General features: G+C 55.5%; 14 protein-coding genes and 3 pseudogenes. 10 read left to right on the top strand and 7 right to left on the bottom strand.

The annotated features are described in order from the left end of the window. Positions 1-924, bottom strand: coding sequence for a deoxyribose-phosphate aldolase (deoC, locus tag RCCS2_RS03165; protein WP_008231247.1), 924 nt, complete (start codon positions 922-924; stop codon positions 1-3). Positions 925-1095: 171 nt separating this feature from the next. Further along, positions 1096-1929, bottom strand: coding sequence for a helix-turn-helix transcriptional regulator (locus tag RCCS2_RS03160; RefSeq protein ID WP_008231246.1), 834 nt, complete (start codon positions 1927-1929; stop codon positions 1096-1098). A 57-nt stretch (positions 1930-1986) separates the two neighbouring features. Here RCCS2_RS03160 and RCCS2_RS18270 point away from each other — a divergent pair, with 57 nt between their 5' ends. The 5 genes from RCCS2_RS18270 to RCCS2_RS03135 all read left to right on the top strand — a co-directional run bounded on the left by RCCS2_RS18270 (position 1987) and on the right by RCCS2_RS03135 (position 6084). Continuing rightward, positions 1987-2130 (top strand): hypothetical protein, encoded by a 144-nt coding sequence (locus RCCS2_RS18270; RefSeq protein ID WP_008231245.1) that lies wholly within the window; start codon positions 1987-1989, stop codon positions 2128-2130. A gap of 155 nt (positions 2131-2285) precedes the next feature. Then, positions 2286-2969: a ribulose-phosphate 3-epimerase gene (rpe, locus tag RCCS2_RS03150; protein ID WP_008231244.1), complete on the top strand. Its 684-nt coding sequence runs from the start codon at positions 2286-2288 to the stop codon at positions 2967-2969. Positions 2970-3059: 90 nt separating this feature from the next. Then, positions 3060-4496 (top strand): DUF4153 domain-containing protein, encoded by a 1437-nt coding sequence (locus tag RCCS2_RS03145; RefSeq protein ID WP_037293118.1) that lies wholly within the window; start codon positions 3060-3062, stop codon positions 4494-4496. After that, positions 4493-5173 (top strand): response regulator transcription factor, encoded by a 681-nt coding sequence (locus RCCS2_RS03140; protein ID WP_008231242.1) that lies wholly within the window; start codon positions 4493-4495, stop codon positions 5171-5173. Before RCCS2_RS03145 ends, RCCS2_RS03140 begins: the two co-directional genes overlap by 4 nt. Then, positions 5158-6084 (top strand): ATP-binding protein, encoded by a 927-nt coding sequence (locus RCCS2_RS03135; protein WP_008231240.1) that lies wholly within the window; start codon positions 5158-5160, stop codon positions 6082-6084. Before RCCS2_RS03140 ends, RCCS2_RS03135 begins: the two co-directional genes overlap by 16 nt. Positions 6085-6147: 63 nt before the next feature. Here RCCS2_RS03135 and bhcD read toward each other — a convergent pair whose 3' ends face one another. The 4 genes from bhcD to bhcA all read right to left on the bottom strand — a co-directional run bounded on the left by bhcD (position 6148) and on the right by bhcA (position 10547). Further along, positions 6148-7113, bottom strand: a complete 966-nt coding sequence (gene bhcD, locus RCCS2_RS03130) for an iminosuccinate reductase BhcD (RefSeq protein WP_008231238.1) — start codon at positions 7111-7113, stop codon at positions 6148-6150. Between the two features lie 81 nt (positions 7114-7194). Beyond that, entirely contained in the window at positions 7195-8358 is a 1164-nt protein-coding gene (gene bhcC, locus RCCS2_RS03125) for a 3-hydroxy-D-aspartate aldolase BhcC (protein ID WP_008231237.1), read from the bottom strand. A 12-nt stretch (positions 8359-8370) separates the two neighbouring features. Next, on the bottom strand, positions 8371-9357 hold the full coding sequence (gene bhcB, locus RCCS2_RS03120; protein ID WP_008231236.1) for a beta-hydroxyaspartate dehydratase BhcB: 987 nt from the start codon (positions 9355-9357) through the stop codon (positions 8371-8373). Next, entirely contained in the window at positions 9357-10547 is a 1191-nt protein-coding gene (gene bhcA, locus RCCS2_RS03115) for an L-aspartate--glyoxylate aminotransferase BhcA (protein WP_037293454.1), read from the bottom strand. The genes bhcB and bhcA overlap by 1 nt, the downstream gene beginning before the upstream one ends. Positions 10548-10710: 163 nt before the next feature. Between bhcA and bhcR the strand changes: the two genes are divergently transcribed. Beyond that, positions 10711-11538, top strand: coding sequence for an HTH-type transcriptional regulator BhcR (bhcR, locus tag RCCS2_RS03110; RefSeq protein ID WP_008231234.1), 828 nt, complete (start codon positions 10711-10713; stop codon positions 11536-11538). On the opposite strand, the gene RCCS2_RS03105 is transcribed toward bhcR, so the two are convergent. Next, the gene (locus RCCS2_RS03105) at positions 11535-11813 is read right to left on the bottom strand and encodes a hypothetical protein (protein ID WP_008231233.1); all 279 of its coding nucleotides are present in this window, start codon (positions 11811-11813) and stop codon (positions 11535-11537) included. The genes bhcR and RCCS2_RS03105 overlap by 4 nt on opposite strands. A gap of 114 nt (positions 11814-11927) precedes the next feature. Between RCCS2_RS03105 and RCCS2_RS03100 the strand changes: the two are divergent. The 4 genes and pseudogenes from RCCS2_RS03100 to RCCS2_RS03085 form a co-directional block, all read left to right on the top strand. Further along, a pseudogene (locus tag RCCS2_RS03100) lies at positions 11928-12101 on the top strand (acyl-CoA dehydrogenase family protein); the annotation flags it as partial. 14 nt (positions 12102-12115) lie between these two features. Further along, a pseudogene (locus RCCS2_RS18080) lies at positions 12116-12886 on the top strand (CoA-binding protein); the annotation flags it as partial. A 28-nt stretch (positions 12887-12914) separates the two neighbouring features. Further along, positions 12915-13184 (top strand): annotated as a pseudogene (locus RCCS2_RS03090) (enoyl-CoA hydratase-related protein); the annotation flags it as partial. Between the two features lie 122 nt (positions 13185-13306). Continuing rightward, the gene (locus RCCS2_RS03085) at positions 13307-14341 is read left to right on the top strand and encodes a Fe(3+) ABC transporter substrate-binding protein (RefSeq protein WP_008231228.1); all 1035 of its coding nucleotides are present in this window, start codon (positions 13307-13309) and stop codon (positions 14339-14341) included. Positions 14342-14359 lie beyond the last annotated feature (18 nt).

The raw sequence follows: 14359 nt of genomic DNA, 5'->3' as shown, positions 1-14359 counted from the left end.
TTATCCAATCGCGTGCCGCCATGAGGCCGAATAGGCCCCGGTGACGTGATGTTCGAGTTGCCGTTCGATATCACCCAGCAGACTGGACGCGCCAAAACGGAAAAGGTCAGGTTGCAGCCAGCGGTCGCCAAGCTCGTCTTTGATCATTGCCAGATAGACCAGCGCGTCTTTGGCTTTGCTGATCCCGCCTGCCGGTTTGTAGCCGACCTTCGCACCGGTCCGATCCTCATAATCGCGGATTGCGCGGATCATGGTCAGGGTGACGGGCAGGGTGGCATTGATCGGTTCTTTACCCGTGGATGTTTTAATGAAATCTGCCCCGGCCATCATGCAGACCAGTGATGCGCGGGCGACGTTGCGCAACGTGCCAAGTTCACCAGTGGCAAGGATTGCTTTGACATGGGCGTCGCCGCAGGCCGCGCGCATTTCCTTCATCTCATCATAAAGCGCCTGCCAGTTTCCGGTCAGCACATGGCGGCGGCTGATGACAATGTCGATCTCTTGCGCACCCGCTGCAACGCTTTCGCCGATTTCGGCGATGCGCTGATGGAAAGGGGACAAGCCTGCGGGAAAGCCGGTGGAAACAGCGGCGACCGGAATACTGGTCCCTTGCAGCGCATCAACTGCCGTCGGCACCATGTCATGATAAACGCACACGGCCCCGGTCGTCAGGCCTTCCATGTCCAAAGCGTCTAGGAGCGACTTGGACACCGGCTGGCGCGCTTTAGCGCAGAGCCGCCGGACGCGCCCTTCGCTGTCGTCACCCGAAAGCGTTGTCAGGTCCATCAGGCTGATCGCCTTGCAAAGCCATGCGGCCTGATAGTCCTTTTTTACGCTGCGCCGCCCCGGCAGTGTTTTCGCCCGCCGTTCAATCGCAGATGTATTGGCTTGCACTGCCATGACCCAATCAAGATCAAGCGGCATGCCTTGGTTGCGTGGTAGATGGACTTGCGGCAACTGAGTGGCCGTCAAAGTGGGGGACTGCGTGGTTTGCAAGGTGGCCTCCTGCGGTGCCGTGTAAGGGTGGCACTTTGGGCCTCTCTTGGCAAGTTTTGACCGTTTGGTCAAATACTATGTCGTGTGCCGTCGCGTCCCTTAGGTTGGTTGGGCAACCTGCCGTTGGAATTTTTGCCGGTATTGCAGTGGTGTCAGGCCATACGCCGCCCGAAAGAGTTTATGGAAATGTGACATGTTGGGAATGCCGCAATCGGCAGCAATTTCGCTGATGGCCTGATCGTCTGTGGTCAGTGCCCGGGCCGCGTGCTGCATGCGTATATTGTTCACGTAATCAGACGGCGTTTGCCCCAGGTGCTTGCGCATCATCCGACTGACATGAGAGTGCGCCTTGCCAGCGATTGCGACCAAACCGGCAGAGCCATCACGGAACACATCAGGCGATTTAGCCGCCGCGCAAGCATTCGCCAGCCAAACGGGAACGTCTTCCGCAAAGCTGGCGGCGGTCAGTTCGGCACATAAAGGCAATAAAAATGCCTCTGTTGCGAGCGTATCGCAGGGGCTGTTTTCAAGTTGAACCGCACCTTGGTTCAATGCGGTCATTTGCCTGATGTCACGGTGTGCCTTGACCGGGTCACCGTGTGACCAAAAAAGATGACCTTTCAAGTTGGGGTGGCGCTTGGCGAGCGATTTAACCGTATCAGGATGAATGCAGAGCGAAACAACAAGTGCGTGTTCGCCGCGCCCTTGTAGCGCATGTTCCTGACCTGGGCGGATGAAAACGACGCTACCTTCCTTCAATGTCTCGGCCCCGCTGGTCAGATGGTGCCGAATAGTGCCGTTTAGCACCCAAAACAGTTCAAAAAAGTCGTGATCATGCAGGGACTTCGGACGTGCAGGGGTCAAAGTCGCACGCGTCAGGCGCACTTGTCTGCCCGGTTGCAGGATATCTTTATAAAGCAATTTCTGAACCATACATCCGAATAACACATGAATTGCTGCATTGCAGCACGAATTTATCGGTATGACAGAATGACGCCGATTGCGACCAAGACGATGGATGTCATACGCGCAATGCTGATCTTTTGGGTTGCTAACCCCAGCAGACAGCTCGTGTCGATGATCAGCGCGGCGTTCAAGATGCCTGAAAAGCCAGCACCGCCACAACGCCGATAATCATCACTGTTAGAGAAAGAAAGAGCATATTCATCGAAAATTGTCCTCACAATATAGCAGAACGATGCAAGTCGTCTGCATTTTGGGTAATGCGGGTATTCCGAACCCTTGTGTCATCATGCTATGGCCCCTTTAGCTGCTACAAAGGTGCCCTCATGTCATTTGACCGTTCCATCAAGATTGCCCCATCCATCCTATCCGCAGATTTCGCCAACTTTGGCGCGGAATGCGAAGCGATTGAGGCGCAGGGCGCTGACTGGGTGCATGTGGATGTCATGGATGGCCACTTTGTGCCCAACATCACCTTTGGCCCTGCGACCTGTGCTGCGATCCGCCCTCACATCAAAGGCGTGATGGATGTGCATCTGATGATTGCCCCGGTTGATCCCTATATTGAAGGGTTTGCCAAAGCCGGTGCCGATGTGATCACCGCCCATGTTGAGGCTGGTCCACATATTCACCGCACCTTGCAGGCAATCCGTGGGGCAGGGGCCAAGGCCGGTGTCGCGCTGAACCCTGGCACGCCAGCCGCATCGGTTGAGATGCTGCTGGACATGGTTGATCTGGTTTGCGTGATGACAGTGAACCCCGGCTTTGGGGGGCAAAAGTTCATTTATAGTCAGATCGAAAAGGTCCGCGAGTTACGCGCGATGATCGGGGACCGACCCATTCATATCGAAATTGATGGCGGGGTCGATCCTGCGACCGCACCCTTGGTTGCCGCGGCCGGGGCGGATGTTCTTGTGGCAGGCTCTGCGGTGTTTCGCGGCGGGTCTGTGACCGATCCGGCCCCTTATGGCGACAACATCCGCGCGATCCGGGCTGCTGCTGCGGTCTAAGAACCTCTGCACAAAACCTGCACATTTGCACAAGCGCCTTTGCACGGCGCACCGATAGACCTTTCACAACAAAAGCAGAAAGGGACAGATATGGTTGTGCGAGGTGTACCGCATCGGATTGCAAAAGATGCGTGGTGGCTGGATGATACGGACCCACCAAAAGGGGTGCGGGCGGGCCCAATTCTGATCGTCGCCCTGTTTCTGGCCGATACGCTGATGTGGGGTTTGCGACCGGGGCTGGGCTTGGCACTTTGGCTTGTGGCAATGGGTGCGGCGATTGCGCTGACGGTTGTGAAAACCACGGATGCGAGGCGTTTATTGAAGGCGTCAGCGGTGCTGGTTGTTGCTGTCCTTCCTTTGGTAGAGATCGTGCAATTCAGCACAGTTATGATTGCACTGCTCGGGCTACTTGCCTTTGGTGTGATCATCACAACTGACAAATGGAACATGGCCGATATTTTGCGCGCCATCGGACGGATCCCCGGTTACGGTGTGGTGCAAACAGTCCGCGACGCCTTTGCGATGCGGGTGTCAGCACCGTCCAAGGGCAGCCTACGTGGCGTGCTGTTTGATTGGGCGCTGCCTGTCGGCGTCGGTGGTGTGTTCTTGATCCTTTTCGCGACGGCAAACCCTTTGGTGGATCAATGGATGCTGGCCATCGCGCATCTTGAACCCAATTTCCTGCCGCGCATTGAGCGGGTAATTTTCTGGGGCCTTTTAGCGCTTGCGATCTGGCCATTGCTGCGATTGACCACGATGATGCCGGCCTTAATGCGGGCACGACCTGCGCGCAAACGCAGCTTTCAGTCAGGGTTTCTGAATGAGCGTTCGGTGCGCCGGGCATTGGTCGTCTTTAACCTGATCTTCCTGATCCAGACGACCCTTGATGTAGGCTATCTTTGGGGTGGCGTGGCCTTGCCCGAAGGGATGACCTACGCCGAATATGCGCATCGTGGGGCCTATCCGCTGTTGGCAACAGCCTTGCTTGCCGGGGTGTTTGCATTGCTGACGCAGCCCTACCTTGGCGCAGGGTCTGGCATGCGGCGGTTGCTGTATCTATGGATCGCGCAGAACGTCGTCTTGGTGATTTCGTCCATCCTGCGGCTGGATCTTTATGTCGATTTCTATGGCCTGACCCGGCTGCGCTTTGCGGCCTTTGTCTGGATGACCGTCGTCGCCTTGGGTTTGGTGCTGATCATCATGCAATTGATGGGGCGCCAAACGGTTGGATGGTTTTTTCAACGGGCGTTCGGTTTGGGGCTATTAGCGATTTACCTGTGTAATTTGGTGAACATTGATGGCCATATCGCGCGACACAACCTCGCCGATGACCGCGACAATGATTACTATCTTTGCGGGCTAAGCGAAGGTGCCGCCCCTGCAATTCGCGCCCACCAAGTGGCAATAGGTAGGGAAATTTGCGATCCGTATCGCGTTCAGGTGTCACAACGCACCGATTGGCGCGAATGGGGCTACCGTAACGCGCGCCTGCACCGTAGTTTGGCGACGATGGAGATTGAACAATGATCCTTGTTGCTGATGATGATGCGCAGATCCGCGATGTGGTGCGGATTGGGCTGACCCAAGCGGGTTTTGGCGTGGCCGAGGCGGGCGATGGGCGTGCGGCACTGGAAAAGGCCGAAAGCTTGCGCCCTGATCTGATTATCCTTGATATCGGTATGCCAGAGATGGACGGACTGGAGGTTTGCCGCGCGTTGCGCAAAACCTCGGATGTGCCAATCCTGTTTTTGACGGCGCGGGCGGATGAGATTGACCGCGTTGTTGGTCTGGAACTGGGGGCGGATGATTATGTCTCTAAACCGTTCTCACCGCGCGAGCTGGTGGCGCGTGTGCGTGCGATCCTCAAGCGCAGCAATGGCGAAGTGGCTGAACAGGTCGTGATGCGCCGCGGTGTTATCAGTGTCGATCCGGCGCGTCATCTTTGTCATGTGAAAGATGCCACAGTCACGCTGACCTCGCGCGAGATGGACTTGCTGGAACGTCTGATCGCACGGCCTGATCACGTCATGTCGCGCCCGCAACTGGTGGATGCGATCTATGGCACTAACGTCAATGTCAGCGACCGGACGATGGACAGCCACCTGCGCAACCTGCGCAGTAAGCTGGGCAAAGCGGGTTGTGCTGATGCAATTGAAACCGTGCATGGTGTTGGCATCAGGATGGGCGCATGCCGCGGCGGGTAATCCGAAAATGGCGCCCCCCTTTGGCGCTGGTGCTGGGGGGGACTTTGGCAGCGGTGTTCTTTCTTCCGCTGATGGGTATCGGCTATTTTCGGGTTGCGGGTGGCGTGCTGGGCTGGGCTGAAACGTCGTGGATGATCGGTTGGATGGCCTTTGTGGCGACCGTTATTCTTGGTGCGCTATTGTGGCGCTTGGTATTGCGGCCCGTGCGCACGCTGACGGCCTATGCCGAAAGCGAGGGCGAAACCGTCGCACCGTCGCACTTCGGCACACCGGAATTTTCACAATTGGGGCAGGCCGTGCTTGAGATGACATCGGCTTTGCGCGGCCGTGAGGCGGTTTTGCGGTCTTATGCGGATCATGTGACACATGAATTGAAGTCCCCGCTCACGGTTATCCAAGGGGCCGCTGAGCTGTTAGAAAACCCTGACCTGAACGAAGCGGATCGCGCCAAGTTATTGCAGGGTATCACGGATAATACCCGCCGGATGGAGGCGCTTTTGGACGGGCAACGCGCCTTGGCGCAGGCGCAGGAGGTTATTCCGCCGGGGGTTTGCCGTTTATCTGACGTTTTGGCCGGTGTCGCAGGTGCAGTGATCGTGACCGATGGCGAGGTCCCCTTGCCGCGAGAGGTCATGAACGTGGTTGCGACCCATCTGGTGGGGAATGCCCTGGCGCATGGCGCAAAGACTGTGACATTCGACGTTCAAGGCGCGCGTCTGTTGGTTTCGGATGACGGCGCAGGGATCAGCGAAGGCAACCGCGCGCGCATCTTCGATCCGTTTTTTACCACGCGACGCGAAGACGGGGGCACCGGCATGGGCCTGCCGATTGTGCGGCGGATGCTGCAAAGCCAGGGTGCCGACATCAGACTGCTGGACAGTCCGGGTGCTGTGTTCGAGATTGTCTTTTAGACCGGGCAACAAAAAGCCCCCGTTCTTGAAGAACGAAGGCCAGTTGCGCACCGCGAGACACGTCTAGAATTCAACGATTGTCGCGATGCCCTTTTCGACGGCCACATCGACGATAGAAGCAGCGACTGCGAGATCCTGCAAGCCAACGCCGGTCCCATCAAAAAGCGTGATTTCGTCATCAGACGTCCGGCCCGGATGGGTGCCGTTGATTACGGCACCAAGTTCGTTCACATCGCTTTGCTGGATCATGCCTTCCGCGATGGCGTGCTGTGCCTCACCAATGCTGATGGATTGCGCAACTTCGTCGGTGAAAACGGTGGTCTGCGCCAGCAACGCGGCCTCAATCTCTTGCTTGCCTTTGGTGTCTGTACCCATGCAAGCGATGTGCGTGCCGGGGCTGATGTGATCCGCCATAATGGTCGGTGCAAATGTCGAGGTGATCGAGATGACGACGTCGGCTTCGACCATACCTTCGAGTGGGACTGCTTCGAATGGAACGCCAGCCTCGTCAGCGACTTTTTCGATATTGGGCAGCATTTCGGGGTGGTAGTTCCAACCGATCACTTTTTCGAATTCACGCTGCTCAAGTGCGGCACGCAATTGGAAGGTGGCCTGATGGCCGGCACCAACCATGCCCATGACGCGTGCATCCTTGCGCGCCAGATGCTTGATTGAAACGGACGATGCCGCGGCTGTGCGCAGCGCTGTCAAAAGGTTGCCCCCAACCATCGCCTTGACCATGCCTGTATCTGGATCAAACAGGAACACCGTGGACTGGTGGTTGATGTGCCCGTGCTTTTCAAGGTTGTTCGGCCAATAGCCACCTGCCTTGAGGCCTAGCGCCATGCCCGCCTTGTCGAACCCGCCTTTGAAGCCATAAAGCGCATCTTCGTGGCTGATCGCTTCGCGGATCACAGGAAAATTATAAGCGTCGCCTTTGGACATCGACGCGAACACATTCTCAACGGCGGTAAACGCATCAGCGCGGTTCAGCAGACCCGCCATTTCTTTTTCGGGAACGATAATCATGGGTGTTCTTTCTTTGTCGGTCGCTCATCAGCCCTTGCGGGCATTCTTCGCGATGAGCGACCGTTAGGGAGGGAAGAGCGCTTAGTAGGCTTTGCCGCGTGCAGATACAGGCCACAGCGTTTCAACCTTGCCGTTGCGCACACCGACGTACCAGTCATGTACGTTGCAGGTCGGGTCACAGTGACCAGGCACTAGTTTCAGCTTGTCATTGACCTTCAGCACACCGTCAGGGTCAGCCACAACGCCGTGTTCATCCGAACACTTCACGTATTCTACGTCAGTACGACCAAAGATGGTCGGCAGGCCGCTATCTACGGACTGTGCTTTCAGGCCAGCATCAACGATGGCTTTGTCAGCCTTGGCGTGGCTCATCACGGACGTCAGAATGAACAGCGCGTTTTCCCATTCGCCACGGTCGATGCGATTGCCGTCCTTGTCCAGGATGCGACCATAATCCGCGTCCATGAATGCGTATGATCCGCACTGCAATTCGTTGAACACACCAGAGGCACTTTCAAAGTAGTAGGACCCTGTGCCGCCACCGCCAACGATATCACTTTCGATCCCTTCGGCTTTCAGCATTTCTAGCGTCTCTGCCACCTGATCAATCGCGATCTGGGTTTTGCTCTGACGCTCTTCATATGAATCGAGGTGCTGCATGGCGCCCTGATAGGCCTGAATGCCTGCGTACTTTAGGCCGTCAGCGGCATCAATTGCTTTGGCAAGATCAACAACGGGCTGACCGTACTGCACACCGCAACGGCCTGCGCCGACGTCGATTTCCACAAGGCATTCAATCTGCGTTCCGTGCTTCATCGCCGCAGCTGACAGGTCCGCGACATTGTCGATGTCGTCGACACAGCAGATGGCGCGCGCGCCCAGTTTGGGCAGACGTGCCAGACGGTCGATCTTTTCGGGCTGACGCACTTGGTTCGATACCAGCACGTCTTTGATGCCACCACGGGCAAAGACCTCTGCCTCAGATACCTTCTGGCAGCAGACACCAACGGACCCGCCCAGCTTTTCCTGCAACAGGGCTACATCGACGGATTTGTGCATCTTGCCATGCACGCGGTGCCGCATGCCGTGGGATTTCGCAAAATCGCCCATCTTTTTGATGTTGCGCTCCAGCGCGTCCAGATCCAGCACAAGGCACGGTGTCTGGATGTCCGCTTCGTCCATGCCGGGCAGGGCAGGAACGTCATAGCCGACTTCGAGGTTTTTGAGGTTGCTCATATCGTTCATGGTTTTCTCCCTTTAACCTTGCATCCAAGGTAGTTTGTCGAGGTCTACATTACCGCCGGTCACAACGACACCGACGCGTTTGCCTTTGAAAAAGTCTTTGTTCTTGATGATGACGGCAAGCGGCACAGCGCAGCTGGGTTCCATCACGATCTTCATCCGCTGCCATGTCAATTTCATCGCATCGATGATTTCCTTCTCGGAAGCTGTGAAAATCTCGGACACATGGTTGCTGACAAAATGCCATGTCAGGTCTTTCAGCGGCACTTTCAACCCATCCGCCACAGTGACGGGCGCATCATCGGCGATGATGTGACCGGCCTTGAAGCTACGATAGGCGTCATCGGCCTGCTCAGGCTCTGCCGCGATGATCTGCACATCTGGCGCAATGTTTGACGACGTCAGGCAGGTGCCTGAAATCATGCCGCCGCCGCCGATGGGGGCTACGACCATATCAAGGCCACCCCCGTGCTCTTCGTGCATCTGCTCCATCAGTTCTTTGCTGCAAGTTCCCTGACCCGCGACAACCCGTGGGTCATTATAAGGGTGTACGAAGTCCCCGCCTGTTTCAGCCTGCACACCAGCAAAGACTGCTTCGCGGGAACTTGTTGAGGGTTCGCATTCAGTGATGATCCCGCCATAGCCTTTTACCGCATCTTTCTTCGCTTGCGGCGCTGTGCGCGGCATGACGACATTGCACGGAATGCCCCGGCGGCCTGCTGCATAAGACAGCGATAGGGCGTGATTGCCCGACGAATGTGTGCAGACGCCGTTCTTGGCGGCTTCTTCAGACAGCCCAAATACAGCATTTGAGGCGCCACGAACCTTGAAGGCACCGGCTTTTTGAAAGTTTTCACACTTAAAAAAAAGGTCTGCCCCGGTGAGGTTGTTCAAATACTCCGACGTTAGTACCGGGGTGCGGTGGATATAGGGCTTAATACGCTCATGCGCGTCCAACACGTCTTGATACGTTGGGATGTACATATCGTTTTGATCTTTCATTACGCTGCATCCTCAAGGCTGAGGCCGGTGCTGGTGCGATAGTATTCCTGCGCTGCGGCAACACCTGACCCCAATTTGATATCAAGCCCAAGGTCCACCATGCACATTTCGGCTGTGGCAATCCCGGACAGGGCCATGACATCGGTCATGCTACCCAAGTGGCCGATACGGAACACCTTACCGGCCACTTCGCCAAGGCCCACACCAAAGGCGACGCCATATTTGTCCGCAGCATGGGTCACGATATCGGTGGCGTTAAAGCCTTCAGGCGTTTTGATCGCGCTGACCGTGTCAGAATATATATCCGGCGTTGCCGCGCAAAGTTCCAAACCCCATCCGTCAACCGCAGCACGCACACCAGATGCAATGCGGGTGTGGCGGGCAAATACATTATCCAAACCTTCTTTCAACAACGTCTCGGTCGCCAAAAGAAGGCCATTCATCAAGCCAACAGCAGGCGTGTAGGGATAGGCGTTCGCAGCGTAACCTTTGCTCATATCGGCAATGTCAAAAAAGGTGCGCGGCAAACCGGCTGTCTTGCTGGCGTCTAGTGCTTTTTGACTGAACCCAACGATGGCCAGACCCGCTGGCAGCATAAAGCCTTTTTGCGAACCCGTCACAGCAACATCAACACCCCATTCGTCAAAGCGAAAGTCCATAGACCCGATTGAGCTGACACCATCAACAAACAACATGGCAGGGTGGTTGGCAGCATCCAGTGCCTTGCGCACTGCGGCGATGTCGGATTTCACGCCCGTTGCCGTTTCATTGTGTGTGGCAAGAACGGCTTTGATTTTATGTTCGGTATCAGCCTTCAGGATTTCTGCATAACGATCCGCCGGAAGACCATGACCCCATGGCGTTTCAACGATCTTCACGTTCAACTCATGGCGTAGGCACATATCAATCCAGCGGTGGCTGAACATGCCGTTGCGTGCGGCAAGTATCGTATCACCTGCGGACAATGTGTTTGTCAGCGCTGTTTCCCAGCCCCCCGTGCCGGTAGAGGGAAAGATAAAAATCTCGGCTGTTTCAGATTTCAGTATTTCCTGAACGCCCGCACGGGCCGGGTGCAGTATCTGACCGAACAATGGCGACCGGTGGTCAATTGTTGGCATATCGCACGCCTTGCGAATAGCTTCGGGCATATTCGTTGGGCCGGGAATAAATACGGGGTTCTGAAAGCTCATCATCCAATCCTCCATTGGGTTGAGTGTGTTTTGTCAGAGTGACCCGCGTCTGCATATTTTTTTGAAATTATTTTTCAAAACGAATAATACAAAATAAATTGTTTATTGTCAGTGGGTTGTATTTTTCATAAGATGAAATACAATTTCACAAACGAGAAAAATAATGCAAGACGATGTCAAAAGAGGCCGCGGGCGCCCCAAATCATGGGATAACAAGGCAGCACAGAACACCATCAAATCGCTTGATCGCGCGCTAGAGGTTTTGGTGCAACTTGGCGAAATGCAAGGCAGCACTTTGTCAGAAATCGCGGTTGCCTTGGATCAATCGCCGGCAACGGTCTACCGTGTGCTTACGACATTTCAGGGGCGCGGCTTTGCCGATTTTGATGAGCAAGCCCAAACCTGGAGCATTGGTCCCGCCGCGTTTCTGACAGGATCACATTTCCTGCGGCGCACGTCCCTGGTTGAACGCGCACGCCCGATCATGCGCGATCTGATGGAAGCAACAGGCGAAACGGCCAACCTTGGCATAGAACGTGATGGTAAGGTGCTGTTCCTTGGTCAGGTCGAAACCCATGCCACGATCCGCGCCTTCTTTGCCCCCGGCACGGCGTCTTCGATGCACTCTTCAGGGATTGGCAAGGCTTTGCTGTGCCGTATGGATGATAAGCGCCAACGCGAAGTCCTCGCTGCCAGTCAGTTAGAACAGTACACCCCTTTCACCCTGACCGATCCCGAAGCGATGATCGCTGATTTGCACGCGACCAAGGCGCGTGGCTATGCCATTGATGGAGAGGAACGTAACATTGGTATGCGCTGTATCGCGGCCCCGGTTTACAACGTATTCGGCGAAGCCGTTGCCGGTATTTCCGTATCTGGTCCTACATCGCGGATCACCGAAGATCGCATTGAAGAACTGGCGACGCCCGTCATGGATGCAGCCGCCCGTCTGACCCGCGCAATTGGCGGTAATAACCGACCTGCGGGTTAGCGTTTGCTGGATCGAATAGCGCTGTTTCGATACTGAGGATTATCATGATAGGGCGTGTCGCGTGGTGGATCGACATAGTCTTGTGCAATTGGATCGGGACGCTGTATGAGTTTACGCCAAAGCCAACGCGCAAAGAATTGCAGGATCACCACCAATACCATGAAAGCCCCAAAGGCGGTCAGAATGGATGTGGTGCTCATCTCGATGCAGGCCCCATCCGCGCCGAACACGATGGCATAAAGAATGCTGACCGTTTCTGTGCAATCGCCAAACATAGCTGTGCGCCCTTTCTTTTTCCGGATCAGTCTAGCGGTGTCGTTCAAGAACAGCAAACCACGGATCGGCTGAGAAAGTACAATCGTCCACGGAATTCTGCATGACATTTTGAAATGCGCTTCTTAGGGTTTTCTTCGGAAAATGCAGAACGGAGCTTGCCTGATGCAGTTTGTCTGACCGATGAACAGCAAATGATCGTGGATACGGTCCGGTCCTTTGTCGAGCATGAGATTTATCCGCATGAAGACGCGATTGAGCGGAGTGGTGAGGTTTCCAAAGAGGTGGCACATGGGGAAGCGAAGTGATCCGCCAATGCCAGAAGATTGGTTTTGCCGGTGATATTTGGTGGTGCACCCAACAAAATATAATGTCGCGGGCCTTGTGCCTTACCGTGCGATTGCGGACTTGCCCGCCGCGCCGGATGCGGTGTTCATCGGGGTCAATCGCCATGCGACGGTTGAAGCGGTGCAAGCGCTGTCGCAGATTGGCGCGGGTGGTGCCGTTTGTTTTGCATCGGGGTTTCGAGAAGCCACGCATGAGGTGTCTGACAGCGATACGTTGCAAGCTGCTTTGCTTGATGCCGCTGGTGAGATGCCGATCTAGGCCCCAATTGCTATGGCTTCCTGAATTATCTGGACAATGTGGCCCTGTGGCCGGATCAGCACGGTGAGTTGCAGGCTGACAGCGGTGTGGCGATCCTGCGCAATCGTCGAATATTGCGATCAATCTGACGATGCAGGCGCGCGGGCTGCCTATGGCCTATGTGGTGACCGTGGGCAATCAGGCGCAAACGGGGCTTTCCGAGATTGGCAAGACGCTGTTGACCAACCCTAAAGTGACGGCGCTGGGCCTTTATATTGAAGATATTGATGATCTCGCGGCAATGGTTGCACTGGCGGAAACGGCGCGCGCGTTGGGCAAGCCAATCATCGCGCTGAAAACCGGACAATCCGAACAGGCGCAGCAGGCGGCACTATCGCATACGGCGTCTTTAACGGGCAACGATGCGGGGGCAACTGCGTTATTTGAACGGCTGGGGATTGGGTGCGTCACTTCGCTTTCGGCGTTCGTTTAAAAACTCAAATTGTTGCATGTGGTTATGGGGGTTGATCAACAGTGTCGTGCCTGCCGATCAACTGATGAATGAGGCGCGTAAGTTGGCAGCGTTGATCGCATCGGGTCCGCCGCTTGTTTATGCCGCGCTGAAAGAGGTCGTGCGGGAAGCCGAAGATATGAAATTTCAGGATGCCATGAATCGCATTACGAAAAGCCAGTTTGCGACGGTTGAAACGCTCTATAATTCGGAAGATCAGCGAGAAGGCGCGCTCGCTTTTGCGGAAAAACGCGATCCGGTCTGGAAGGGAAAGTAATCTAGAGCCATAAAAATATGGTCTAAAAATTATTCCGACAAAAAGTATCAGGATATCTTGCTTAACCTGATTTTTTTTGTCAGGTTCTGCGCGTGACTACAACCCATCGCAAGGAACCTCTCATGCGTAAGCCACTTAAAACTTCGTTTATTCTTATGACTGCGGTCTCCTCGCTCGCCACGGCTGTTTATGCCGAAAGCCATGCAGGTGAACTGAACCTCTACTCATCGCGCCACTATGATACGGATGAACGTCTGTATTCTGACTTTACTGATCTGACCGGAATCACCATCAATCGCATCGAAGCCAACGCAGATGAGCTGATTGCCCGAATGCAGGCCGAAGGCGTGAATTCGCCCGCTGATATTTTGCTGACCGTCGATACCTCGCGTCTGGAACGGGCCAAGGCAGCCGGTGTGCTGCAACCCATCGAAAGCGATGTGCTGGAAGCGCGTATTCCAGACAGCCTGCAAGATGCTGACAACCAATGGTTCGGCTTTAGCCAGCGCGCGCGCATCATCTTTTATGACAAGACCGAGGTCGACAACCCGCCGGCGGATTATGTCGCACTTGCTGATCCGGCTTATGAAGGCATGATTTGCCACCGCTCTTCTACCAATGTCTATTCGCAGACGCTGCTGTCCGCCGTGATCGAAAACCACGGTGAGGAAGCAGCCACGGAATGGGCGCAGGGTTTTGTAAACAACTTTGCCCGCGACCCGCAGGGCGGCGATACGGATCAGTTGCGCGGTCTGGTGTCAGGCGAATGTGATATCTCGATTTCGAACACATATTACTTCGCCCGCGCACTGCGCAAAGAGGTCGACGGCCTTGATTCAGATGCGATGGAAAACATCGGCTGGATTTTCCCCGCACAAAACGCCGAAGGCGCGCATATGAACCTGTCTGGTGGTGGTGTGGCCGCGAATGCGCCAAACCGTGAAAATGCGGTTTTGTTCATGGAATATCTGGCCTCTGATCAGGCGCAGGAATACTTTAGTGCAGGCAACGATGAATACCCGGCAGTTGCGGGTGTTGGTCTGTCGCCATCCGTTGCGGCCATGGGGCTGTTCCGCCCTGACGCGGTCGACCTGAGTGCGGTAGCCCAGAACGTCCCGGTCGCGCAGCAAATCTTTAATCAGGTTGGCTGGGAATAAATCTGACCCAATAGACAA

Origin of the sequence: Roseobacter sp. CCS2, from assembly GCF_000169435.1 — a bacterium.
Classification (GTDB): domain Bacteria; phylum Pseudomonadota; class Alphaproteobacteria; order Rhodobacterales; family Rhodobacteraceae; genus Yoonia.
This window is presented reverse-complemented; position numbering and strand designations above follow the sequence as displayed.